Source organism: Endozoicomonas sp. ISHI1 (assembly GCF_024606225.1).
Lineage (GTDB): Bacteria > Pseudomonadota > Gammaproteobacteria > Pseudomonadales > Endozoicomonadaceae > Endozoicomonas_A.
On sequence record NZ_JAGRPU010000009.1, the window covers coordinates 1 to 25,951 of the forward strand.

7 protein-coding genes are annotated in these 25,951 nt (G+C 47.9%); all 7 read left to right on the top strand.

What is annotated here, in order from left to right:
• On the top strand, nt 1-3,904 hold a 3,904-nt coding region (locus KBW69_RS07830), incomplete at its 5' end, for a transglutaminase-like domain-containing protein (protein ID WP_257280533.1).
• 154 nt (nt 3,905-4,058) lie between these two features.
• Nucleotides 4,059-11,642 carry an AAA family ATPase gene (locus KBW69_RS07835; RefSeq protein WP_257280534.1) on the top strand — a complete coding sequence of 2,528 codons (7,584 nt, stop codon included), beginning with the start codon at nt 4,059-4,061 and terminating at the stop codon, nt 11,640-11,642.
• Between the two features lie 387 nt (nt 11,643-12,029).
• A complete protein-coding gene (locus tag KBW69_RS07840; protein ID WP_257280535.1) occupies nt 12,030-19,613 on the top strand; it encodes an AAA family ATPase in 7,584 nt (2,527 codons plus the stop codon).
• Between the two features lie 906 nt (nt 19,614-20,519).
• A complete protein-coding gene (locus KBW69_RS07845) occupies nt 20,520-21,026 on the top strand; it encodes a hypothetical protein (protein ID WP_257280536.1) in 507 nt (168 codons plus the stop codon).
• Between the two features lie 399 nt (nt 21,027-21,425).
• A complete protein-coding gene (locus tag KBW69_RS07850; protein WP_257280537.1) occupies nt 21,426-22,070 on the top strand; it encodes a hypothetical protein in 645 nt (214 codons plus the stop codon).
• Between the two features lie 860 nt (nt 22,071-22,930).
• Nucleotides 22,931-24,229 carry a hypothetical protein gene (locus tag KBW69_RS07855; protein ID WP_257280538.1) on the top strand — a complete coding sequence of 433 codons (1,299 nt, stop codon included), beginning with the start codon at nt 22,931-22,933 and terminating at the stop codon, nt 24,227-24,229.
• A 323-nt stretch (nt 24,230-24,552) separates the two neighbouring features.
• The gene (locus KBW69_RS07860; protein WP_257280539.1) at nt 24,553-25,944 is read left to right on the top strand and encodes a hypothetical protein; all 1,392 of its coding nucleotides are present in this window, start codon (nt 24,553-24,555) and stop codon (nt 25,942-25,944) included.
• The last annotated feature ends 7 nt before the right edge of the window (nt 25,945-25,951 follow it).

Genomic DNA, 25,951 nt, shown 5'->3' on the forward strand with positions numbered 1-25,951 from the left:
AGTTCATTACCAGACCACCCTGCACTCTATAGAGCAGGCCTTCAAAGAATTCACCGAACAAACCCGCCCTGACTTTGATACCTCCGGATCGGCAGTCAGTGAGCTGGTGCAACGGCTGGGACAGGATTTGAGCCGGTGTCAGCAGGCATATCATCACAACAGGAAGCACGACGGTCGTCAGGCGACGCTGATTGAAGGCCCGGCGGGACGGGGCAAGGATGCCACTCTCAACCTGGTGATTGAAAGCGTCAAACAGCAGGCCAGGCAAAGGCAAGAATCCATGCCGGAAGTCTTTCTCCTGAATGCCTGTGATTGTTCCTGGGACAAAGTGTGTGAAAAGATCCAGAAGGCCAAAGTACATGGCGGCATCGTAGTGATTTCAGAAATGAATTTGATCGACAGCCAGCATCTGGAAGGTGAGTTAAACGACATTCTGGCTGGTGACGCTCATCCGGGTTTCCACCTGTTTGCCACCATCAACCCACCTGAGTACAGCGGACGCAAAGCGCTATCACCGGCACTGAAAGGGCGTTTCCGGCATTTGCCCATCCGGCAGTACAACCCGACAGAATTAGAGACCATTGCCGGGAAAGTGTTGCCAGAGTCCTCAGAAGGTAAATTCGTCGCTAAAAAGCTGACAGAAAAACATTGTCATTTAAGGGCTTATCTGCAACGGAAAAACCTGCCGTTGCAGCCGACCAGCCTTGATTTACAGAATGTCGCCAGGGCCGTCTTCAGAGGGGGCGACTTTACCGAAAAAGCACTTCATCAATGCCTCAATCAGTACTACCGGCTTTACCTTATGGCCGCAAAAATATCGCTTGAGGCACTGCCTGAATCATCAACTTTTGTCGCGGGTAACAGTGCGATTGATTATGAACTTTGCGAATGGTTCAACCAAACGGTATCAGGCATTGATCGTCCGTGGTTGATACGCGGCAGTTATTTCAACAGCATCGATGAAAAACGCCATGAAATTCGTATTAAGGCGGATCTGAATGGAGAGGAAGCCAAAACGGAAATTATCAAGAGAGTGGCTCAGGCCAGGTGGCAGGCATCCGGTCTTTCCCTGAAGCCGGACGAGTCGGACGATATTCTCACCCAGGCGCTTTACCGACACTGGCAGCGACGCTGGTTTGACTGTAATTTTGGCCAGACTGGCGTGGACGCTGGTAGTGTATTTTCCCTGACGGCAGAACAGGAACAAACGCTGAAATTACCCACTTCCCAGCCTTATCTTCGAGAGGCTGATCAGCGGATAAGTGCATGGGACTCCAAGGCGGTTCGATTGTGGCCTGCGTTCTGGCATCAGATGAGTGGCCTGCAGAACAACCATCGGGTTGAGAGCTATGTTAAGAAAGTATTGGCTACTGACGGTAATAAAGCTCCTGAACAATACATTCCGGAATTCCACAGGGAACAGGATGAGAAACTGGATTGGAGAACGAACTATTCAAGTCAGGAGAGGCTAAATCTTGACGCTTATAAAATTTTTGATACCCAGAACTATACTCCCGATATGTATCGCTGCTGGGCAACAGATATTGATGTGTCTGATGAGGGGGATGTTATACGGATCGATCTGAATGATCAGCATATTCTGGGGGTCGAAACCCTTATACCATTGGGGTTGCCAGTGCAAGACCAAAAAGTAACATTAACCAGAGATCAAACACTGGCGACCCTTGAAACGTCATCGAAAAATGGTCAGTATGTTTTGCCCAGCCTGACGCCTGACGACTATATCGTGGCCCTGCGTATGGAACCCGATTTGGCATTTACCCTGGTCAGGGATCGCTATACCGGGCTTCACACACTGACTATTCCAGAGGCTGTAGCCAACCAGATTATTCGTGTGACTTATGTCGTAGAACCGAGAGAGCCGGGCAAAAAAACATCTGCTAACGGAGCTTCACCAGAACGATCAAGACTTCTGGACGCTCGCTGTTCGAAAGGTATGAAAACAGTACTGGACAAACTGTTTAAGACCGTTGACCAGGTTGACCAGGTTGACCAACCCCTATCTGAAGAACAGATGCTTTTGCAGACAATAAAAAACGCTAAAGGCACGAATCAACGAATTGAGGCGATCACGGACTATTGCAAACAGTTTTCCGGTGAGAAACAACCAGAGCGCAATAAAAATTTCTTTGAATTCCTCGTAACAGAGCGGCAAGGTAGCTGCCGTCATCGTGTGCCTGTTTTTATTGCTTTTTGTCGTTATTTCGGGGTTCCATGTCGACAAATAGGTAACCCTATCCATTGCTTTGCTGAGTATTCAGGGGATGGCGGCCAAACCTGGAAATCAGTGGATTGTGGTGGGGCACCCGGGGAGATAAAAGAAACGACACCTGACTTTCATGCCACTGCGGAGGGAAGTGGTTTCAGCCTGGCTAAAGCCTGGAGTATGAGTCTGAAGGGAATGAACAAAGCCCTTGAGACAAGCGGTGCATTGTCAGGAACCAGTCCAAGTATTTCCGAAATAGTCAAAAACCTTTGGAAGGAAAAAAATCTAACTGATTTTTCCATGGGTGTCTCAATCCTGGAGTCACTTGAGACAAAAGCATTGAGCAAGGACGAGAAGGCATTGATCGGTACTGTATGTGATGACGCTACCGGGAATCCCTACAGCCCGATGTCGGAAGCAGTCGAACAAATATTGTCTGACAGTGATAAAGATCAGGTGACTGAACTACTCCAGTCACTCCATTCAAAAATGATTGAACAGGGTGGAGCATGTCCATACAAGTGGTTGCTTTCAATGATGAATATACTGAATGGCAGTGAATTAGCCAGACCTTTGGTTATTGAGTTTGCCCGAAAGGTTCTGGAATCAGGTTGGCTGGATCCTCAGCCGATGCATCAATTCTATATGATTCAGGCCAATCGACATTATCGGCTATTGTTGCGTTTGGAAAATGTCGATGAATTGAAGGTTGAAGCCGCCCAAGGTCTGAAAAAGTGGTATGAGCAATTATTGTCCAGAGAAAAAAATAGCGAGGAATGGCTGCTGAAATATAAATGCATCCAAGAGAAGAAAGATGATGCCTTGTTCGTCACTCATGGTCATGATGGGTTTTCACCGTTTCTTGAAAAGAATATTCTCTGCTCATCTGTGCAGGCCGCCTGGACAGAGGATCCTGAGGGCATTCCGGATATAGAGCGCATACTGGCGCATCTTCCCGCATTTCCGCAGTTAAACTCGGGCAAGGCAAACCACCGTCCGGTGATTGTCCTGGGGAAACCTTGCTGGGACGATACAGTATATAAAGAAAAGGCCATAGCCCTGTATCGACTAAAAGTTGATAATAGCCCGGAGGTCAGGCATTTATTGGAAAAAATTAACCAACGTTCTGTGCAGCGATATAAAGGCAATGGTGTTCTGCAAGCACCGTATAGTCGCAGTTGGAGTGCAAGTTACGACCCATCAAAGCCTCCTCATAAGCGATATGACAAAAAAGAAGATAAGGGAAAAAGGTTTGATGCCACAAGCAGGGCCGAGTCCATGCCAGCGTCACCTTATGTGACGGATGAGAAGAAAAAACGTGTGATGTTTTTACAAGTCAGGTGCATGCAAGTGATTCAGCAGGCCTTCAGCCATTACCTCTATGAAATGACGCACTCGAAAGGTGGCTCTTTAACGTATTGCTGGGCCAAAGTGCCCATAGACGCATTCAAGAGCTACGGCTCTCATGAACCCTCTTCACCGGAAGAACTGCATGCCATGATGCGTAAAATTGATAGCTCTTCCTGGTTTCAGGAGCCTGGTAAGATTAACTCCCTGCGGCAGGCACTCAACGCCAGTAACGCTCTGGTGCTGAAATCCGATGAGCTGACAAAAATTGCCGAAGAATTTTGCAACAGCGTGAATTTGAATTCGCTTTGTGAGTCATTGGACATCTGATCATTGTCTGGTCACGATAAGTTTTTCGTGACCGGTGATTTCCTTCGATGGTCACGACTAAGTATCAAAACGGAACTTTCATCCTTTTTTAAGGTCAAACTCCTAAACAACTTCAATACAGGAATGCTGATAGCAGTAGAAAAGGAGAATGACTATGGATGGTCGGATTGGTGAGAACATAAAAAGCCCTGCTTTTGAGAGTCAATACTGTGGTCCGCCACCCAAGAAAGCAAAGCTGGCATTGTCGGAAAAGATTGAAGCTGTCTCTGATGCCACACTCAATCTTTCGTTAACTCAAAAAACCTTGTCTGCCAAAGTGAGAACGGTATCCTCAACGGATTCTTCGCCTCGAAATACCCCTCGTTCTTTCGATTTTCGTTTTGTCGCCAGTGACGATGAGGTTCGGCAGCTTCTGGTTACCAGGACCTGCGATGAACATCAGGATGTCACTGTTATTTCCCACCCCGATGAACTCTCACAGGCAAATCTGGTGAGCCGGTTGAGCATTTCCGGCGACGGTCACCACGCTCTGAGTCCGGGCAAGCTGTTTGAAGGTTCGCAGCCATTGACTCTGGTGCTGGATATCCGAAAGCTCACCAGCGAGGAACTGCCCAAATTTAACGACCTGCTGGACCCGGACAACCCCTGTCTGTTCGACAAAGTCAGCCAGAAGAAACGCCCCCTGGGCGAGCATGTTGCTCTGCTGGTCGTGGCAGACCCTGAACAGTTGACATCGGTTGGCCAGCGTGGAGACGCACCTGGTGCTGATTTCTGGCGGCGAATTAATCGACCGGGCAATACCTGGCAGTTCGACGCACAAACTGGCAACGAGCCATCGATGGAGATTGACGAGGTTCCTTCGTTATTAGTTGAACTCCCCCCTGCCGAAAGCGCCATGGACGACGACAATACCGCTGTTATTGACTGTCACCTGCACAGCAACTGGCAACAGTTGCTGTTGGGCGGCCCCGGTGTGGATAAGCAGGGGCGAATCCAGCACCTCCCCGGCAGGCTTGAGTTATTGAAGGCCGGACAACGGGTGATTCTGAAAGGAGCCAACTGGGAGGATCTGGCCTTCGAACAGACGATTCGACAAATGCTGGCGCAGCAGTGCTTTGAGAGCAATGGGAAGGTCTGTCAGTTACCCGACAATGTTCAGTTTTATCAGATGCCGGTAGGGAAGAATGAACTTCATTCACTGTTCCAAAGCCTGTCCCGCTCATGTGATAAAAAAGAAAAGCAGGCACCACAAAATCCGATCATCATTAACGAGAGTAACATCAGGGAATGGCTGAGCCCGATTGCCATTGCCCCGGAAGGCTATGCAGTGCCTAACACCTGTCTGTTGGAACAAGTTCGGGCGGGTGGTGTAGTCACCGTCACTTCGCCCCTCACCGAAGCACTCTGGTTTCGCTTACTGGGTTCACTGAAGACCATCAGGGAGACGACAGGCCTGAAGCTCCAATTACAGGTGGCTCATTCAAGGCAGCAGCCGAAAGCTCTGGGATTGACAGAAAACGATGAGCACTCAATGAGAGATCATGCCGTTTTTAGAACCATCACTTACCAGCAACATGCCCAGGCCAGTCATTGGATCAATGATCAGCCGGAAACACCACTGGTCATTAGGGTCAATGAACAAACCCGCTTCAGCCAGCTATTCGATAACATCCATATCACCTCTGAGCAAAAGGCGTATTTTGGACGACGTCAGAGTCAGTTGCAGGAGGCATTAACCGCAGGCAAGCCAGTGGCATTCCTGGGACTTGAGAGTAACCCGTCGCTTCAGCAACTGCTGGAACCCCTGGTTGTGGGACAGCCGCTGTTGGTGAATGGTCAATTACAGGCCTACCCACAAGCTCATGTCACACTGCTCTGGCCAGAGTCCGCAAAAAGCCCGTCTTCAGTATTCAGCTCAATGGTCGCCACGGGTAACCCCTGTCCTGAGGTCGATCTTTGGGATATCAATGCGGACAAGCATGATATCCCCCGGACTGAACTGCCAGAACAAGCGCTTGATGATCTCTACGAAGCGTTTAAAACCGTACCCGCCCACCTGTGTAACCCTTTGCCTGAAATGACCGAAGGGTTAGTGAATAACCTGATACTGGCTGCCCGGCGGGCTCAGCAGGTTGACCAGTCATCAAAGCTACTGCCCCGTCATTGGCGCAAGGCTATCAATAGTGTCATCACCCATGGCTTACGACAGAATCCGTCAGTGCGTGATTTTATGAAAGTGGTTTGTTGGCAGTTACTGCCGGATGCAAATCAGAAGTCAACTGCCTCGGTAGACCCGGACCAGTTAAATGAAATCATCAATAGTGCCCGGCAGTTAGACAGAGCGTTTGTGAAGCAGAACCTGTGGTCACTGATCAGAGCCTCTGACCCGAAAGTTTTCAAGCAAGCAAAACTGTCCTATCAAACGTTATGTCCGCAATGGGATGAAGAGAAAGTTCTGGACTGGCTCTGTGCCCTGATCGTGGCCCATACCTCTGAAGAACAGCGAGGTGCAATGGCCTGCCAGTTGAAAGTCGATCCGGCCGCAGCAGAGAGCTGTCAATCGTTCACCATCAGACCATCAAGACAGATTAAACGTTTGCAAGATGCGCTGGCTTCTGGCTGGCAGTTACCTTTGCCATCAGCGCAAACCCGATCTGATGCCATCCAATCTCTGGCCACCGATTGTTTTCATATTGCCAGAACAGCAAATTCCGACTCAGAAGGCATTGAACGTATCGTAAACCGACTGTCTGAATCACTGGCATGGCAGGGTTCCGCTGATGAGCCTTTGTCAGCACTGGCTCAGGATCTTTATCACGGCGAGATAAATCAGAAAGGTCGTGAAAGTCGTCGATTATCCCGACTCCATGAACGGCTTGTCGACTCACCCGTGATATTCCTGCAAGGGGAAAGCGGTACCGGGAAAAGTTACTTTTCCGCCAAAATGGCGAAGGCTTCAGGTCCGGCAGCGGTGCTTTCCCTTGGTCCTTCTGACAGCGAACAGACCCTGATGAAACGCTGGCAATGGCAAACACACGCCGATGGCGACCGCTCTATGGCGCAGCAAAACCGGGCGTTGATGGAATGGGTCAATAGCGAATCCGACCAAGACGGAGAATACATTACCCTGGTGCTGGATGAAGCCAATCTGGCCAAAACCGGATTACTGGCGTCACTCAACGGCTTGTGGGAGCCGGAACCCTGCATCTATGTCAATGGCCACCCTGTCAAGGTCAGCTCAAAACACCGGATCATTCTCACCGGTAACCCGGATCATTACTCCGGCCGACAGCTCGACCCGGCCCTGAAAGAGAAACTGCCCAGAGCCTACTACCCCCGCCTGGACCAGGCTTTCCTTCGGGACAATGTGGTGGCACCGGCTCTGCTCAAACAGTTGCAACAACATCTGCCGGAGCAGCAAATAAACGACATTGCACACGGTGCCACCAAGAGTGTAATGGCTCTGTGGCAACATTATCAGCAACTGTTGCCAGAACATGAGTTTACCCCCAGGGATTTAACGGATATTTGCAGTTGGGTGGGTTGGTACCTGGACCGTGCGCTGCCCACAGGTGAAAATGTTACCCGTGAGCAAATAAACAGTTTGATCCAACAAAGTTTCCGGGATGTACTGGGCCCTGAAATCACCGAAACTCACCAGGATGCCCTGTCAGCACTGGAAATCTGGTTTGCTGCCCGTTACCAGCCGAACAACACCCTGAGCGACAAAGTTTATAACCACACTCTGCAGGATATGCAGCAGGCCTTCAGAACGGTCACCAAAAAAATCCAACCAGACTTTGATACCTCCGGCTCGGCAGTCAGTGAACTGGTACAGTGGATTGGACAGGATTTGAGCCGCTGTCAGCAGGCTTATCATCTTCACAGAAAACACGACGGTCGTCAGGCGACACTGATTGAAGGCCCGGCCGGACGGGGTAAAGATGCGACACTGGATCTGGTGCTTAAAAGTGTCAAAGAGCAGGCTGAGAAAAGGGGAGAATCCATGCCGGAAGTCTTTACCCTGAATGCCTGTGATTGTTCCTGGAACAAAGTATGTGAAGCGATCCGGAAGGCCAAAGTACATGGCGGCATCGTGGTCATTTCAGAAATGAATCTGATCGACAGCCAGCATCTGGAAGGTGAATTGAACGATATTCTGGCCGGTGACGCCCATCCGGGTTTCCATCTGTTTGCCACTATCAACCCGCCTGAGTACAGCGGGCGAAAACCCTTATCACCGGCGCTGAAAGGGCGTTTCAGATATTTGCCCATCCGGCAGTACAACCCGGCGGAATTACAGACCATTGCCGGGAAAGTGTTGCCAGAGTCCTCAGAAGGGAAACTCGTCGCTCAAAAGCTGACGGAAATACATTGTCGTTTAAGGGCTTGCCTGCAACGCAAAAACCTGCCGTTGCAGCCGACCAGCCTTGACTTGCAGAATGTCGCCAGAGCGGTTATCAGAGGGGGCGATTTTACCGAAAAAGCTATTCATCAATGCCTCACTCAGCACTACCAGCTTTACCTGATGGCCGCCAACATATCGCTGGAGGAACTGCCCGAGTCAGCGGATCTTGCCTTGGGTAAAGGAGCGCTTGCACATAAGCTGAGCCAATGGCTCTGCGAAACGGTATCGAGCATTGATCATCCGTGGTTGATACGACAAAGTGATCGCAACAGCACTAATGAAAAACGCCATGAAATTCGCATTAATACCCTTCTGAGTGAAGAGGAGGCCAAAACAGAAGTTATCAAGAGGGTGGCTCAGGCCAGATGGCAGGCATCCGGTCTTTCCCTGACCCCGGATCAGTCGGATGATATTCTCACCCGGGCACTGTACCGACACTGGCAGCAAAGCTGGTTTAATCGTACGTTTGACCAGACGGGCATTGACGCTAATAGCGTATTCCCCCTGACGGAAGAAGAGGAACAAACGCTTAAATTACCTGCTTCCCAGCCTTATCTTGAGGAAGCTGATCTGCGGATAAGGATATGGAACTCCAATACCGTTCAATTGTGGCCTGCGTTTTGGCATCAGATAAGTGGTCAGCCGAACCACAGGGTTGACGATTCTGAACAATACGATCCGGCAGTCCAGGTAAAATATACTTCAACATTGGACTGGGACACGAACTATGAGAACCGCAAGCCAAATCATTGTGATGACCATATAATTTTTGCTACGCAGGAACCTCCTTCCAGAATGTATCGCTTTTGCTTAGATGATATTAATGTGACCGCTGAGGGTGACATCGAACTGTTCGAGATCAGTGATCAACTGATGCAGAGGGTCGAAACCCTCATGCCTGCCCGGTTGCCGGAGCATGACCAGGAAGTAACATTAGCCAGCAATCAAACGCTGGGGACTTTTAAATGTTCATCGGAGAATAGCGAATTTACATTGCCCAGCCTGACGCCTGACGACTATATCGTGGCCCTGCGTATCGAACCCGATTTGGCATTTACCCTGATCAGGGGTGGATATACCGGGCTTCACACACTGTTTGTTCCGGAGGCCAGAGCCGGCCAGAGTATTCAGGTGACTTATGTCGTAGAAGCCAGAGCACAGGAAAGAAAATCATCGCTTAAAGAAGCCCGAACAGATCGATCAATACGGTTTGACACCCGCTGTTCAGAAGGGATGAAAAAAGTACTGGACGGACTGTTTACGAATATTGGCCAACAGCCCTCCGAAATACGGAAGCCTTTGCGGAAAATAGCAAACGCTCATGGTACGACACAACGCATTCAGGCAATCACGGAGTATTGCCAACAGTTTTCCGGTAAGACTAAACCAAATCGCGAAAAGAGTTTCTTTCATTTCCTGGTAACCCAGCGGCAGGGTAGCTGTCGTCATCGTGTACCTGTTTTTATAGCGCTTTGTCGTTATTTCGGGATTCCATGTCGGCAAGTTACAAGCCTTATCCACCACTTTGCAGAGTATTCCCCGGATAAAGGCCAAACCTGGGAGTCGGTAAATTTGGGCGGGGCAGGCGCAGAGAAGACAAAAATTACCTACAATTTTCAGCCTGTCAGGAAGGTCGATGATCCCGGCACTGTGTTAAGGACGATTAAGGGTCACTTGAAAGCCCTGCTAAAAGGTGCTGATTCAGCACAGCAGCAAGATCTGGCTAAAGCTTGTGCTATGAGCCTCGGGGAACTGAAAAAAAACCTTGATACCCAAAGTGCATGGCGAGAAGCGAATCTAAGTTTCTCCAGTATAATCAGGAATCTCTGGGAGAGAAATGATTTAACCGGCTTTGCCATGGGCGTCTCGATGATAGAGTCGCTGGGGACAGACGCATTGAGCTATTTCGAGAAGCCATGGAAAGATACTGTGGCCTGGTTGACAGAGTCGCTGGGGACAAACGCATTGAGCCATTTCGGGAAGTCATGGAAAGATACTATGACTCGCAAAGACTGGCATATTTATGAATCAATGTCGGAGGCGGTCAAACAAATATTGTCTAACAGCGATGAAGATCAGGTCACTGAACTACTCAAGTCAATCCATTCAAAAATGGTTGACCAGGCTGGAGCAAACTCTCACCAATGGGTGAGATTAATTGTGAAAATACTGGAAGACAGTGACTTAACCAAACCTTCGGTTATTCACTTTGCCCGTGAAGCCCTGGAATCGGGTTGGCTGGACCCACTGCCGTTCGATGAGAACAACGCTTCACTGCCCCGTGAACTGCATCAGCTACTGGTGCGTCTGGAAGACGTCGACGAACTGAAAGTTAAAGCCGCACATTGCCTGAAAAAGTGGTATCAGGAATTCTTGTCCAGGGAAAAAAATAGCCAGGCATGGCAATTGTTTTATAGAAGCTTACAAGAGGAAAGAAGTGATACCTCTGCCTTTTTCATCACTCAGGGTCATGGTGGATGTTCGTCATTCCTTAAAGGTAAAATTGCCGATTCATCTTTACAGGACGCCTGGACGGACGAGCCTGATGGCATTCCGAATATAGAACGAATGCTGGTGCACGACCCTGCATTTGTGCAGTTAATCTCGGGGAAGGCGAACCACCGTCCGGTCATTATCATGGGGCAACCTCGCTGGCTCGACACAGCAATTAATGAAAAGACCAACGCCCTGTTACAGCATAAAACTGAGAATAGCCCGGGCTTGAGGCAGCTATCGAAAAAAATCAATCAATATGAGGCGGTCAAAAAAGAACAAAGACTCCATCACATGCAAGCTTTAGCTGATCTTAAAATTCGGATGCATGCATTATTTGAAAGTCCCGGTGGCTATTTTAATGAAGACATGTCACTGAATCTAATTAGGCAACATAGAGATGATGTCCGCAGCGAAAACAAATCCATTGCTGAGTCCCGTGAGCTATCAGAGGAGGAGCAGAAACTTATAACTGACTTAAAAAACAAATGCGAGAAAGCAATTAAGCAGGCCTTCAGTCATTACCTGTATGAATTGACACACTCGAAAGGTGGTTGTCTAACGTATTGTTGGCCCAATGCTTGCCAGTGGGGAAGCTACACTGACCGGGGCAACTATGGCACTCACGATCCTTCCTTAACAGAAGAGCTGTATACCATGATGTATGAAATGAATAACGATCCATTGTTTGAGAAATCCATTAAGGATGACTACTTGCGGCAGTCACTCAACGCCAGTAACGCTTTGGTGCTCAGATCCGATGAGCTGACAAAAATTGCCGAAGAGTTTTTGAACAGCGTGAATTTGAATTCGATGTGTAACGAATTTGATGCATGACAACCGGTTGCTCATGATGACATTCTCAGAGCGCAGGAACGAGTTAAACTTCTCTTGGCTGGCATCGATCCCGTATTGCCCGAACTATGGGACACGGTTCCGAGATCGACGATTTCCTTCAATCGTTACGGCTAGCTGTTTAAGCGAAACTAGCAGCCTGTCGGACTTAAGCGTCCGTAGCGAGGATTGCAAGAAATTGAGGATAAAAATTTCTGCTTCTGAGGAGAATAGCGAGCTATTTGACGAAGAAGCAGGAATTTTTAGACCAATTTATTGCAACCGCAGTAGGACAGCCTTAAGTCCGACAGGCTGCTAGTGTCCTATCTGGCGGTCAAATAATTAATCAGTCTCAATTTAATCCTTCAGAAGGCAGTAGGGAGTTTGACTATGGATAGTCGTATTAGTGTGCAAAAAAACAACCCCGTTCCTTTCAGTGGCGTAGCTGTTAGTGACGTGCCTGATAGCGGTGTGCCAGCCAATAGAACAGAGCAGGATTTACCGTCAAAGATTACAAAGGCCTGCTCTGGTATCGCCTCCAAACTCAATAAATCATCAGCCCCGATGATCTTTCCTGACAAAACGAGAACCGTATCCTCAACAGAGTCCCTGCTCGCCAGGGTCTCCCATTCCTTCGATTTCCGTTTTGTTTCCAGTGATGATGAGGTGCGACAGCTGCTGGTGGCCCGGACCGGCGACGGAAATCGCGACGTCACCCTTATCTCCCATCCCGACGACCTTTCACAGGCTAATCTGGTGAGCCGGTTGAGCATTTCTGAAGAGGGTCGCAACGTTCTCCGTTCGGGCAAGCTGTTTGAAGGTTCAAAGCCACTCACTCTGGTGATGGATATCCGCAAACTCACCAGTGAGGAACTGCCAAAATTTAACGATCTGCTGGACCCGGATAATCCCTGCTTATACGACAAAATCAGCCAGAAGAAACGCTCCCTGGGTGAGCACGTTGATCTGTTGGTTCTGGCAAACCCTGAACAGTTGGCATCGGTTGGGCGGGCCGTCGATGCACCGGGTGCAGATTTCTGGCGGCGAATTAACCGACCGGGCAATACCTGGCAGTTTGATGCACAGACCAGCGATGACTCATCGATGGAGGTCAATGAGGTTCCTCCGGTATTGGCTGAACTTTCCTCTGACGAAAGCGCTATGGAAAGCGCTATGGATGACGACAATACCGTTCTTATTGACTGCCACCTGCACAGTAACTGGCGACATTTGCTGCTGGGCGGTCCCGGTGTTGATAAACAGGGACGAATCCAGCACCTCCCCGGCAAGCTTGAAACATTGAGGGCAGGACAACGGGTGATTCTGAAAGGCGCCAACTGGCAGGATTTGGCCTTTGAGCAGACGATTCGACAGATGCTGGCGCAGAAGAGTTTTGAGAGCAATGGGAAGCTCCGGCAGTTACCCGACAATGTTCAGTTTTATCAAATGCCGTTAGGGAAGGACGAGCTTCATTCACTGTTCCAAAGCTTGTCCTGCTCCGGTATAGCGCCAGGAGACCCAATCATCATTAACCAGAGTAATATTACCCAATGGCTGAACCCGATTGCCATTGCCCCGGAAGGTCATGCCGTTCCTAACAACTGTCTGTTGGAACAAGTTCGGGCGGGTGGTGTCGTCACCGTAACATCTCCCCTCACTGAGGCACTCTGGTTTTGTCTACTGGGTTCGCTGCAGACGATTCGCAAGTCTACCGGTCTGGAGCCCCGGCTGCGGGTGACTCACACAAAAGGACAGCCGAAAGCCCTGGGGTTGACGAAAAGCCATGAGCACTCAATAAAAGGTCACGCTGCCTTTAATACCGTCACGTATCAGCAATCTGCCCAGGCCAGTCATTGGATCAATGATCAGAAAACACCTCTGGTGATTCAAGTCAATGAACAGACCAGCCTCAGTCAGCTGTTTGATAATATCCATATCACCTCGGAACAAAAGGCGCATTTTGGACGGTGTCCAAGTGAGTTGCAGGAGGCCTTAACCTCTGGCAAGCCGGTTGTATTGCGGGGGCTCGAGAGTAATCCAGACCTTCAGCAGCTTTTGGAACCTCTGGCTGTCGGGCAGCCTCTGTTGGTGAATGGCCAATTACAAGCCTACCCACAAGCACATGTTGCCCTACTCTGGACTGAGTCTGCGAAAAGCCCGTCTCCGGTATTCAGTTCACTGGTTGCCAGGGCTGAACCCTGTCCCGAGGTCGATATCTGGGATATCAATGGGGCCAGGCATGATATCCCCCGAACTGAACTGCCCGAACAGGCACTTCAGCAACTTTACGAAGCGTTTAGAACCGTACCTCGTCACCTTTGTAACCCTCTGCCTGAAATGACCGAAGGATTGCTGAATAACCTGATACTGGCTGCCCGGCGAGCACAACAGGTTGACCAGTCCCCGCAGTTTCTGCCTCGCCACTGGCGCAAGGCTGTCAATAGCGTCATCACCCATAGCACCCGGCAGAACCCGTCAGTGCGGGATTTTATGAAAGTGGTTTGTTGGCATTTACTGCCGGATGCTCATAAAACGCCGGGGGCCCATCGAAAGCCGGATGAGAATCAAACTGCCTCGGTAGACCCGGATCGGTTAAATGACATCATTAATAGTGCCCTGAGGCTGGATAGAGCGTTTGTGAAGCAGAACCTGTGGCCACTGGCCAGAGCCTTTGAACCGGCAGTCTTTAAGGACACTGAACTGCAACTGTCTTATGAAAGTCCATTTTCATGTGAGGCTGAAAAAAAATCTCTGGACAGGCTCTGTGCCATGATCGTGGCCCATGCGCCTGAAAAACAACGAGAGTCAATGGCGTATCAGTTGGCAGTGAATCCATCGGAAACAGAGCCATATCAACAGTTAGACATCAGACCATCAAGACAGATCAAGCGTTTGCAAGATGCACTGGCTTCTGGTTGGCAGCTACCTTTGCTACCAGGGCAGACCCGATCTGAGGCCATTCACGCTCTGGCTACCGATTGTTTTCATATTGCCAGAACAGCAAATTCTGACGCAGCAGCCATTGAACGTATGGAAGGTAGACTGTCTGAATCACTGACATGGCAGGGCTCCGCTGATAAGCCTTTGTTGGCACTGGCTCAGGATCTTTATCACGGCTCGATGAATCAGAAGGATCGTGAAAGCCGTCGCTTATCCCGACTCCATGACCGGCTTGTGGACTCACCCGTTCTATTCCTGCAGGGAGAAACCGGCACCGGCAAAAGTTACTTTTCGGCCAGGGTGGCAGAGGCTTCAGGACAGGTTTCGGTGATGTCCCTTGGACCTTCTGACAGCGAACAGACTCTGATGAAACGCTGGCAGTGGCAAGACCACGCCGATGGTGACCGCTCTATGGAGCAGCAAAACCGGATGCTGATGGAATGGACCAAAGCAACACACGACAGAGACGGTGAATATGTAACCCTGGTTCTGGATGAAGCCAACCTGGCTAAAACCGGATTGCTGGCGTCATTAAACGGCTTATGGGAACCGGAACCCTGCATCTATGTGAATGGTCATCCTGTCAAGGTCAGCTCAAAACATCGGGTGATTCTCACCGGTAACCCGGATCATTACGCCGGGCGCCAGCTGGACCCGACCCTGAAAGAGAAACTGCCCAGAGCTTACTACCCTCGCCTGGACCGGGCTTTCCTTCGGGACAGGGTAGTGGAACCGGCTCTGATCAGACAGTTACAACGGCATCTGCCAGACGATCAAGTCAATAAAATTGCAAAAAGTGCCACCGAAAGTGTGATGACACTCTGGCAATATTATCAGGAGCTGTTGCCAGAGCACGATTTTACCCCCAGGGATTTAACGGATATCTGCAGTTGGGTGGGTTGGTGTCTGGATTGTGCACTGCATGTAAACGACAGTGTTAACAATAAACAAATGAACGGTTTGATCCAACAAAGTTTTCGGGATGTGCTGGGTCTCGAAATCAGCGAAACTCATCAGGATGCGCAGACAGCACTGGAAATCTGGTTTGCTGCCCGTTACCAATCGGACAACACCCTGAGTAACAAGGTTCATAACCAGACCACCCTGAAGCTTATGCAGCAGGCCTTCAAAACATTCACCAAACAAACCCGACCTGACTTTGATACCTCCGGATCGGCAGTCCAGGAGCTGGTGCAACGGCTTGGACAGGATTTAAGTCGCTGTCAGCAAGCTTATCATCTCGACAGAAAACACGACGGTCGTCAGGCGACTCTGATTGAAGGTCCGGCTGGACGGGGTAAGGATGCCACTCTCAATCTGGTGATTGAAAGCGTCAAACAGCAGGCTGAGCAACGGGGAGAAACCATGCCAGAGGTCTTTCCCCTGAATGCCTGTGATTGTTCCTGGGAGAAAGTGTGCGAAAAGATCCAGACGGCAAAAGTGCATGGTGGCATCGTGGTTATTTCAGAAATGAATCTGATCGACAGCCAGCATCTGGAAGGTGAGCTGAACGACATTCTGGCCGGTGACGCCCATCCCGGATTCCACCTGTTTGCCACCATCAACCCACGGGAGTGCAGCGGACGAAAACCCTTATCACCGGCACTGAAAGGGCGTTTCCGACATTTGCCTATCCGGCAGTACAGCCCGGCAGAATTGCAGACCATTGCCGAGAAAGTGTTACCACAGACCCTGCAGGGGAAAACCGTGGCTGAAAAACTGACTCAGATACATTGTCGTTTAAGAGCTGAGCTGCAACGGAAAAAACTGCCGTTACAGCCCACCAGTCTTGATTTACAGAATGTGGCCAGGGCCGTCATCCGAGGGGGTGATTTTACCGAAGACGGACTGCATCAATGCCTTAATCAGCACTACCGGCTTTATCTGATGGCTGCCGGGGTATCGTTGGAGGCACTGCCAGAGTCTTCGGCTCTTGTCATGGGGAACAGTAAGCCTGATTCCGGACTTTGCAATTGGTTAAACCAGACAGTATCGGACATTGATCGTCCGTGGTTGATACGACGCAGTGATCTCAACAGTGTTGATGAAAAACGCCATGAAATAAGTATTAAGACTCGTCTGAGTGACGAGGAAGCCAAGACGGAAATGATCAAAATGGTGGCACAGGCCCGGTGGCTGGCATTCGATCTGCCCCTGAAGCCGGATCAATCGGACGATATTTTCACCCGGGCTCTCTACCGATGTTGGCAGCAAAGCTGGTTTAATCGTAAGTTTGGCCAGACGGGCGTGGACGCCAAGCGCTTATTTCCAATGACGGAAGAAGAGAAACAAACGCTGAAAATACCGGCTAACCAGCCTTATCTTCGAGAGGTTGATAAGAGGATAGCGACATGGGAAGCGGCATGGGACGCCCATGCCGTTCAGCAGCGGCCTGCGTTTTGGCATCAGATCAGGAGTCTGCCAAACCATTGGGTTGATGATTCTGAAAAATACAGCCCGCAAGTCTGCGAGAAACAAGCTCCGGCATTGGATCAGAGAACGGACTATGAGCTTCAGAAGATGCCAAAACATAACAGTTGCCAAATTTTTAATACGCAGAACCATCCTCCCGGTATGTATCGCTGGTCGGCAAAGGATATTTATGTGACTGCCAAGGGGGATATCAAAGAGATCGCTCTTGATGCCAAACCCATTCTGGGGGTTGAAAGCCTCGTACCGGATCGGTTACCAGGGCGTGATAAGGAAGTGACATTGGCCAGCGATCAAACGCTGGCAACCTTCAAAGCGTCATCAGACGATGGTCAATATGCATTGCCCAGCCTGACGCCTGACGACTATATCGTGGCCCTGCGTATAGAAGATTTGACATGGAGCAGCCGGGCAATGAGCTTCTTCATGCAACCTGTAGAACCGGATTTTACCCTGGTCAGGGACCGATACACCGGGCTTCATACACTGTCCATTCCAGAGGTCAAAGGCAAACAAAATATTGAAGTTACTTATATCGTAGAATCCAGAAAACCTGACGAAAAAACACCTGCAAAAGGAACCCGCCCAGAACGGTCAACATGGTTTGACGCCGTCTGTTCAGAAGGCATGAAAACAGTACTGGACAAAGTGTTTAAGACCATTGAAGAACACCCGACCAAAGTACGGGGGCTTTTGCAGTCTATAAAAGATGCTAAAGACACGGAGCAACAAATTAAGGCGATCACGGACTATTGTCGGGCGTTTTCCGGTGATGCTAAACCAAAGCTCGGCGAGAATTTCTTTCAATTCCTGGTAACAAGGCTGAAAGGTAGCTGTCGTCATCGTGTGCCTGTTTTTATTGCTATGTGTCGTTATTTTGGTATTCCATCCCGGCAAATTGATAGCTCAAGCCACAGCTTTGCCGAGTATTCCGGAGATGGAGGCCACACCTGGGAGTCAGTGGATTTGGGCGGAGCGCCAGTACGGGAAAAAGAAATTACACCAAAATTCCAGCCTACCAGAAAGGTCAGTGCTTCCAGTACTGAGACCAGGATGATTAAGAATCACCTGAAAGGTGCTGACTTAGGACAACAGCAAGCTCTGGCTGAGGCCAGTGGTATCAACCTCAGGAAACTGGACAAAGCCCTTGAGGCAGGCAGTGTATTGCCAACAATCAATCCAGGCACTTACGAAACGGTATTGAAACTCTGGAAGCGAAAAGATTTAACCGGTTTTCTCATGGGCGTCTCAATGATCGAGTCGCTAGAGACAAAAGCATTGATCCATGAACTGAGTGATCTGGCCGGAGATATAGGCATCGGCAATAAACCGATGTCGGAGGCAGTAAAAAAAATATTGTCCAGCAATGATGAAAACCAGGTCACTCAACCACTCAAGGTACTCCATTCAAAAATGATTTTTCATGGGGATGCAAGTTCTGAAGATTGGTTGAATTCAATGGTGTATATATTGGCTTGGAGTGACTTAGCAAAGTCTTCAGTTATTCAGTTTGCCCTGGAGGCTCTGAAATCCGGCTGGCTGGATCCAGTGCCGGTACGATCCTTTGAAACGGAGGGGAAAGTTGAACATCATAAGCTATTGTTGCGTCTGGAAGATGTTGATGAACTGAAGGTTGAAGCCGCACGTTGCCTTAAAATGTGGTACACGACCTATTTGTCCAGGGAAAAAAATAGCCAGCGATGGCTGTATACTTATAAAGGCTTTCAGGAGAGAGCAGATTATGCCTTGTTTATCACACATTGTCATGATGGCTTTTCGTCACGCCTTGAATATAACATGGTCGATTCATCTATGCAGACTGCCTGGACATACGAACCTGAGGGAATTCCGAATATAGAACGAATGCTGTTGCGCCAGCCTGCGTTCTCACAGTTAATCCCGGGCAAGGCGAATCACCGTCCAGTCATTATCCTGGGGCAACCTTCCTGGCACATCACAACGATTGATGAAAAGGCTGAAGCCCTGTATCAACGTCTGCTTGAGCACAGTTCGGACCTGAATAAGCAGTCATTAGAAAAAATCAAACGATATGATGCGGTAGTCAATCAACGTGAAAATGCTTTGAAAGCATTGGCAAGAGAATACAGTGATGTCGCGACGAGTGGTTGGAAAAATAAAACTCGGAAAGATCAATATGAAGAAGAAAGATTTGACATCCAAAAGAGGTACAGAGACATTTGTAAGTCCTCTAAGCTGTCATATGACGAGTTACACTTTTCGGATGATTTAAGAAAAAAATGCAAGCAAGCGATCAAGCAGGCCTTCAGTCACTATATGTATAAAGTGACACACTCGAAAGGTGGTTGCTTAACGTACTGTTGGGCCGGTGCTAAAGTCGGGCCTAAAGATAACATCGGTAAATACTGCGGCGCTCATGATCCATCCTCACCAGAAGAACTGTATGCCATGATGTCTGCAATTGTTAGCTCTTCCAATTTTGAAAATTCTATTAAGGACACCCACTTACGGCAGGCTCACAACGCCAGTAATGCTCTGGTGCTCAAATCCGATGAGCTGACAAACATTGCCGAAGAGTTTGTAAGCAGCGTTGATTTGGATTCGATTTATGAGTCGTTGGTGTAAACCCCGATAGTATTTTTTTCTGATAACCACCGTCCTTGAATATTCCATTAGGCGATCGCACTTTATAGGGGATAATTTCGAGACAAAGATTTCGGTCAGAACAATCCCTCCTTGGTTGGCACCAATACCGTCCTGGCCTTATTGTGCTGATAATTTTTATTGGTCTCATTCAGATGGGTTTGGTCAAGCTCCCTCGCGTTGTCCATATCGTGGGACACTGCCCTGAGATCGATTTCAGGCGAAAACGTCTCAAGCTTCTTCATCAGAAGTGGTATGAGGCTTGACGGTATTGCCAGAATGATCGTCGACTGGATGGTTCCTGAAGAAGGTGGCTGGGTCATTTGTCTTGATACTACTTACCGGGAACAAAAATGAGCCAGAACGCAAGCCGACATCAGGGCTGCACTTGAAAGCATTTCTCACAGGAAGATAACAATTCGGAATAAAACAATCGGGAACAAAATTAATTAATTGCTATCTAAGTAAATAAGTACAGTGTAAACATGCCCTGTTATGCCTTGGCTTGTCAGGAGAATTCAGAATCAAGGCAGTCTTTTGCAGGCATGACCAAGCCTGTAAAAAATGGCTTGCAGAGCGCGCGCATGACTTGTTCGCTCTTTATCTGATCAAAAAAGTCATGGAGGATTTATTATGATAAGCTCAAACCCGGCTTTCTATTTTCCAGGCAGCCAACCTGCTCAAGCAGGTGGGGTATGCCCTATATGTTTAGATCTATGCAGGTCGGTGACTGCTGTCACTCCCTGTTGTTGGAATGAAATGGACAGAGACTGTCTCCAGAGGCTTTTTGCAAATACTCCACTAGGAGCAAGAACAGCCTGTCCGGTATGCAGGGTGGATCTGCCTGATCTATCGCAATCACAACACAGTATGCAGGGAACCGGGACAATGCAGACGCCAAAATCCCGGTGGGTAATGAGTTATGAGCTGGTATCAGCCTTAAAAAATAACGACTGGGATAAAGCAGAAGGTATACAGCTTAGTATTCAGAACACTGGGGTGATGCTGGTGGAACGAGCCCGGCGGGAACTGAGTAACAAGCTTATAGAGGTTCTGGATAGTGGTACCTGGGCTGAAGCAGGTCGTTTAAAACGTATTATTCAGGGCATCGGGGCTGAGCCGACGCACGAACTCATGAAGAAGCTGAATAACAAGCTGATAGAAGCCCTGAATCGCAGGGATTGGGATAACGCGGATCGTTTGCAATGCATTATTCAGGGCATCCGCGCGTGTCGGTCGCAAAAAGTACTGCAGTTACTGTTTCAAATGCTGACAACGGATAAAAGCAAAAACTCTATTGATGACCAGGAGCGATTAGAGCGCATCAACAGCGCCAATGTACCGGATGAAATGGAGGAAGCGCAAAGTGAAGCTGGGTTATGTCTGATAATGTAACCCTTTCGACAAGGACAGCAAGCGGATCACTGTTATGACTCAATACCAATTCTGAGGGACTCCCAGTCTCCGTCGGCTCGAACTTTTGCGGTCTGACTGCCTGCGCAAAACCCCTCACGGGATTGCACTTGCCTTAAGCGAGTGGATATCATCGGTTGGCCAGGCGCAAGATCCGATGCTGGCAGACCCACAGGGGACTTTCACCCACAGGTTGATGACCATGCCGGGCGTACGCCTTAGAGATGGTTTTTCTAAAGGCTCGTTAGCCGTAAAAGCAGCAGTATTATTATCAGTTATATAAAGCAAAAAATTTATTTTGATATTAGATATAGGAAAACAAAAAATTTATTTTAGACTGTCATAGTCTTTATTTGTTTTCCTAACTCAAAAGGCTATGACATGCAACCAAATAACCTTCTAATCGCTACCTATTTCTTAACGGTCACAGCTTTAGCTGATAGTGTGAGATTAGGTGCTTTTGATCGGGAACCGTTCAATATTTCATGCCAATATGAAATTTATTATCAATATGAGCACTTAAGACAGCCAATGAAAGCTAATGCCTTGTTTGTCTCAAATGGAATTATTGTTTTTAGAGATTACAATGTTTTAACTGCCAGATATGAAAGTAAAGAAAGCGATTCAGGTGAAGCCATCCCAAAAGAAACAAATAAACTTGAAGCGAAAAGTTTTTTAGTGCATTTTCAAAAAAAATATAAACCTTACCCTTATTCTGTAATAAGTGAAAATCAGTTTAATGAAACTGTTTATACTCCTAGCAATAATGATACACACAATCAAATTAATATTATTAAGATATTGAGATCTTGCCCGGAAGAGCAGATTGAAATAGAAGAAAGTCAAGGATCAATTAATAGTGATTCTATCGCACAGGAATCAATTAATATTGATCCTGCCGCACAGGAATCAATTGATATTAATTCTACCGCACAGGAATCAGTTAATATTGATTCTACCGCACAAGAATCAATTAATAATGATTCTGCCGCACCTGCACTACCTGAAGCTAAACCACATCAATAAATTTACGCCTAAATAGGGTAGCCGGAGGGCCAGATTCAAGCAATAAGTGCAAGCGACTCTCCGGTCTGGACGTAAATAACCGTTGGGATAGCGCAGATCGAGTACAACTTACTATTCAGGATACCGGGACAACGCGAACGGAAGAAGCCGAGCAGACACTGAATAACATGCTGGCATGGGAGGTAAGGAATAATTTTCACAATAACGCAGAGCGATTACAGCGAATTATTGAGGGCAGAGTATCCGACGAAACGGAGGAAAAGCACAAAAAGCACAGTGAAGCTGGATTCCGTTTGCTCGTGTAGTCAATCAAAAAAATCCTTGCCGCCAACCTGCCCGACAAGGTCAACCAGCGGAACACTGAAAGGGGTAACTCAGAAAATCAAAAAGGTTTCATTCTCTTTTCACTCGCCAGAGTAAATAAGTACAAAGTCTGGCGCTCCTGCAGTCATTGTTGAAATGCACACATGTCACGATCGCTCAGTGACACAGCCTGCTAACAGGCTGCACACATTATTGTTTTGGATGCGAGCGGTAGTTTCTTCATCGTGGTTGTTCTCCAGATCTTGTATTTAAATGAGATCCGGAACTATCTGTTCTCAAAGGAGGAGTTTGATGCTCTCCCACGGGCAGGCCGACATGGAACTTTCCTGAAGACTGGTGGTCAAATCATTCGGTTTAAACAAATTTTCAGGGAAGTTTTAATAATGGATAGCATAAATAATTCAGGTAACTCAGTTAATCATTCTCAAAACAGCCAGCCTGCTGAAGCGGGCGGCAGGTGCTGTATATGTCAGCACGTGTTTGGCAGAGGTGTGACTCTCATTCCATGTTGTAACAATAAAATTCACAGAGATTGTATGCAGCGGTTGTTTCAACATACTCCACTTGAGGAAAGGTCAACCTGCCCGCTATGTAGAGAAGACTTGCCTGAGTTAACAGTAATATTGGCTCCTGAATCCAGTGATCAGGGCACTGGGGCAACGGGGATGCAAGAAGACCCCAAAGAACTGAGTTATGAGCTGACAGAAGCCCTGCTTAATAGCGATTGGGGTGAAACAGATCGTTTAGTACGCATTATTGGGGATGCCAAGGTAAGCCTCACGAACGAACCCCGGCTGGTATTGGGTAACATGCTGATAGAGGCCCGGAAACGTTGGGATTGGGTTAGTGTAAATCATTTACTGGGCATGATTCAGGACACTGGGACTCGTCTGATGGACGACGACCGGGAGGTACTGAGCAACATGCTGATAGACAGCGCGAAAATGAGGAATTGGCGTGATGCGGATCGTTTGCTAGGTATTATCCGGGATGCCAGGGCAAGTCTGACGGACGACGTCAGGCAGGAACTGAATAACATGCTGGTAAATAGCCGGAAATATTATTCTTCTTATGACAGAGCTCGTTTACGACGCATTATTGAGAATTCCGAGACCAGTCTGATGGACGACGCCCAGCGGGAAATCGAAAAGGCACAGAAGGACTTACCCGATTCCTATAACGAGCCTGCGGATACCCGTTCCTCACAAACGGCTTCTGCCAGTGCCTTCGCTGCGACTACCCAAAGAACAGAGACAACAACAAATCCGGCAAGGCAGATTGATACCCTGCTTCCTCAAGGACCACAACCACTCAGTGATCAGGGGACTGTGGTAAGGGGGATGCAAGAAGGCCGCGAAGAACTGAGTTATGAGCTGACAGAGGCCCTGATTAATAGGGATTGGAATGACGCAGATCGTTTAGTACGCATTATTCGGGATGCCAAGGTAAGTCTCACGAACGAACCCCGGCAGGTACTGGGTAACATGCTGGTTGAGGCCCGGAAACGCTGGGATTGGAATAGTGTAGGTCGTTTACTGGGTATGATTCGGGACACTGAGACCCGCCTGATGGAGGACGCCCGGGAGGTACTGAGCAACATGCTGATAGATAGCGCGAACAAGAGGAATTGGCATGATGCGGATCGATTGCTACGCATTATTCGGGATGCCAGGGCAAGTCTGACGGACGACGCCAGGCAGGAACTGAATAACATGCTGGTAATGAGACGGACATATGATTGTTCTTATGACAGAGCTCGTTTACAACGCATTATTGATGTTTCCGAGACCAGTCTGATGGACGACGCCCAGCGGGAAATCGAAGAGGCACAGTAGGACTTACACAATCTCGTAGATTGATTACAACGCATCATTGCTGGCAGAGTACCCGACGAAACAGAGGAAGCAAAGGAAAAGCAAAGTGAAGCTGGATTCTGTTTGCTTGTGAGTCAATCAGAAAAAATCCTTGTCGCCAAATTACTCGACAAGGTCATCTAGTGGATCACTGAAATCTGTCGCTCAGAAAATCAAATAGGGTTGATCTATGAGATGACGGAGAGTTACGTGTAAAAGCCAAACTTAATGGCTTGCAGTGTGCGTATATGACTCGTTCGCACTTTGGAATAAAAATGAATGATTAATGAAAAAGGAATAAGGACATGGATCAAGCAGTTAATCCGAACCTGTTTCCAGGGATATATCCCCCACCACACTCCGAAACGGAAGCGGACAGACTGTTCAAAAATAGAGCTGATGATAGGAAGTATCTTCCAAACACAGTAGGACGCGCAGAAAATAATGTTGAGAATAAGGAGCTTTCATCAAGATGTGTTGCTTTGGTTCCGACCGAAAACGATGAGGATACTTATTACATCCAGCTTGCAAAAAATATAGTCTTCAATTTGGATCCAACTTATTTTGATTCAATTGATGAAGAGTCCTGGATAAATATGGCTGAAAGTTTAAAGTTTTCGGGTATTGCTTCATTAGAGAAAGCCGCTGCTATGGATCTGAAGGTATGTCCTCCATGTCCGGTTTTTCACACATGGGCGGCACTCCATGGTACCACCATATTTAATGGCTTAAATAATCCTGATAAACTTGCGGGAATTAATTATGTTCAAAGAATATTAGAAGAAGGAACCAAACTCGCTGAAAGTGATATCCCGCTGCTTATAGTTTTTTCAGATATGAATCTTACAGAGTCTCAAATTGAACAGATGAAGGCTGAACTGAATAATCACGATAATATATTATGCCTCTCCATGGAAACAGACCTGCAGCTGAAATTTCCCGTTCAATTAGGGGAATACGCTTCATGTATGAGCGTTTGTTTTATGGATTCCATTAGACTTGTTGTGTCTCAAAATATTAAAAAGACTATATGCTTTTGTATAGATAAGGCGAATTCTGAAAACAAAACCGAATTGGCTAATCGTTTAGAAAAACTCGGTGTTAATCATTTGTTTTATTCAGATATTGATAATCAATGGTTGTCCAAACCACCCTATGTTTTAGCTAGCCATGGGATATTTACCCAGCCAAAAATGTCATTGACATTGCCGCTCCCTCCTCATATATGTGGTTACTTGGTGGGAAAATTATCTCGTATTGATAGACATCGTTTAGAGATGCATAGATCATTTTTCTCTGATATGCCTTACTTAAATGGACCTAATTCAGTCAACTGGTCTGTAGATAAAGCGAAAAAGCTATTTGATTACATTTTAAGTGGTGAAGCACAATGTAATTATGAACATCTATCCGTTGTGTTAGCTCGTATTTCCCCTTGTTCCAGGTATCTATTGGAACCTGATGCAGGTGTTTCCTGGAGCGGTGAGAATAGTAGTTTTTTTGTGACAGAGGATTCTAAAGATGTTTTTTTAAGAGGTGCTCTAAAAAGAGTCTACCTTATAGACCTTCATCAAAAGCCAGATAGCCGGCTTACTGATGATGATTATAATCCAGATCCATATTACAGAGAAGCACACAGCCTCGTTGGAATGCAATTACTCAAGTATCATTATCATGGGCATGATGGCACTTGGTAGACCATCC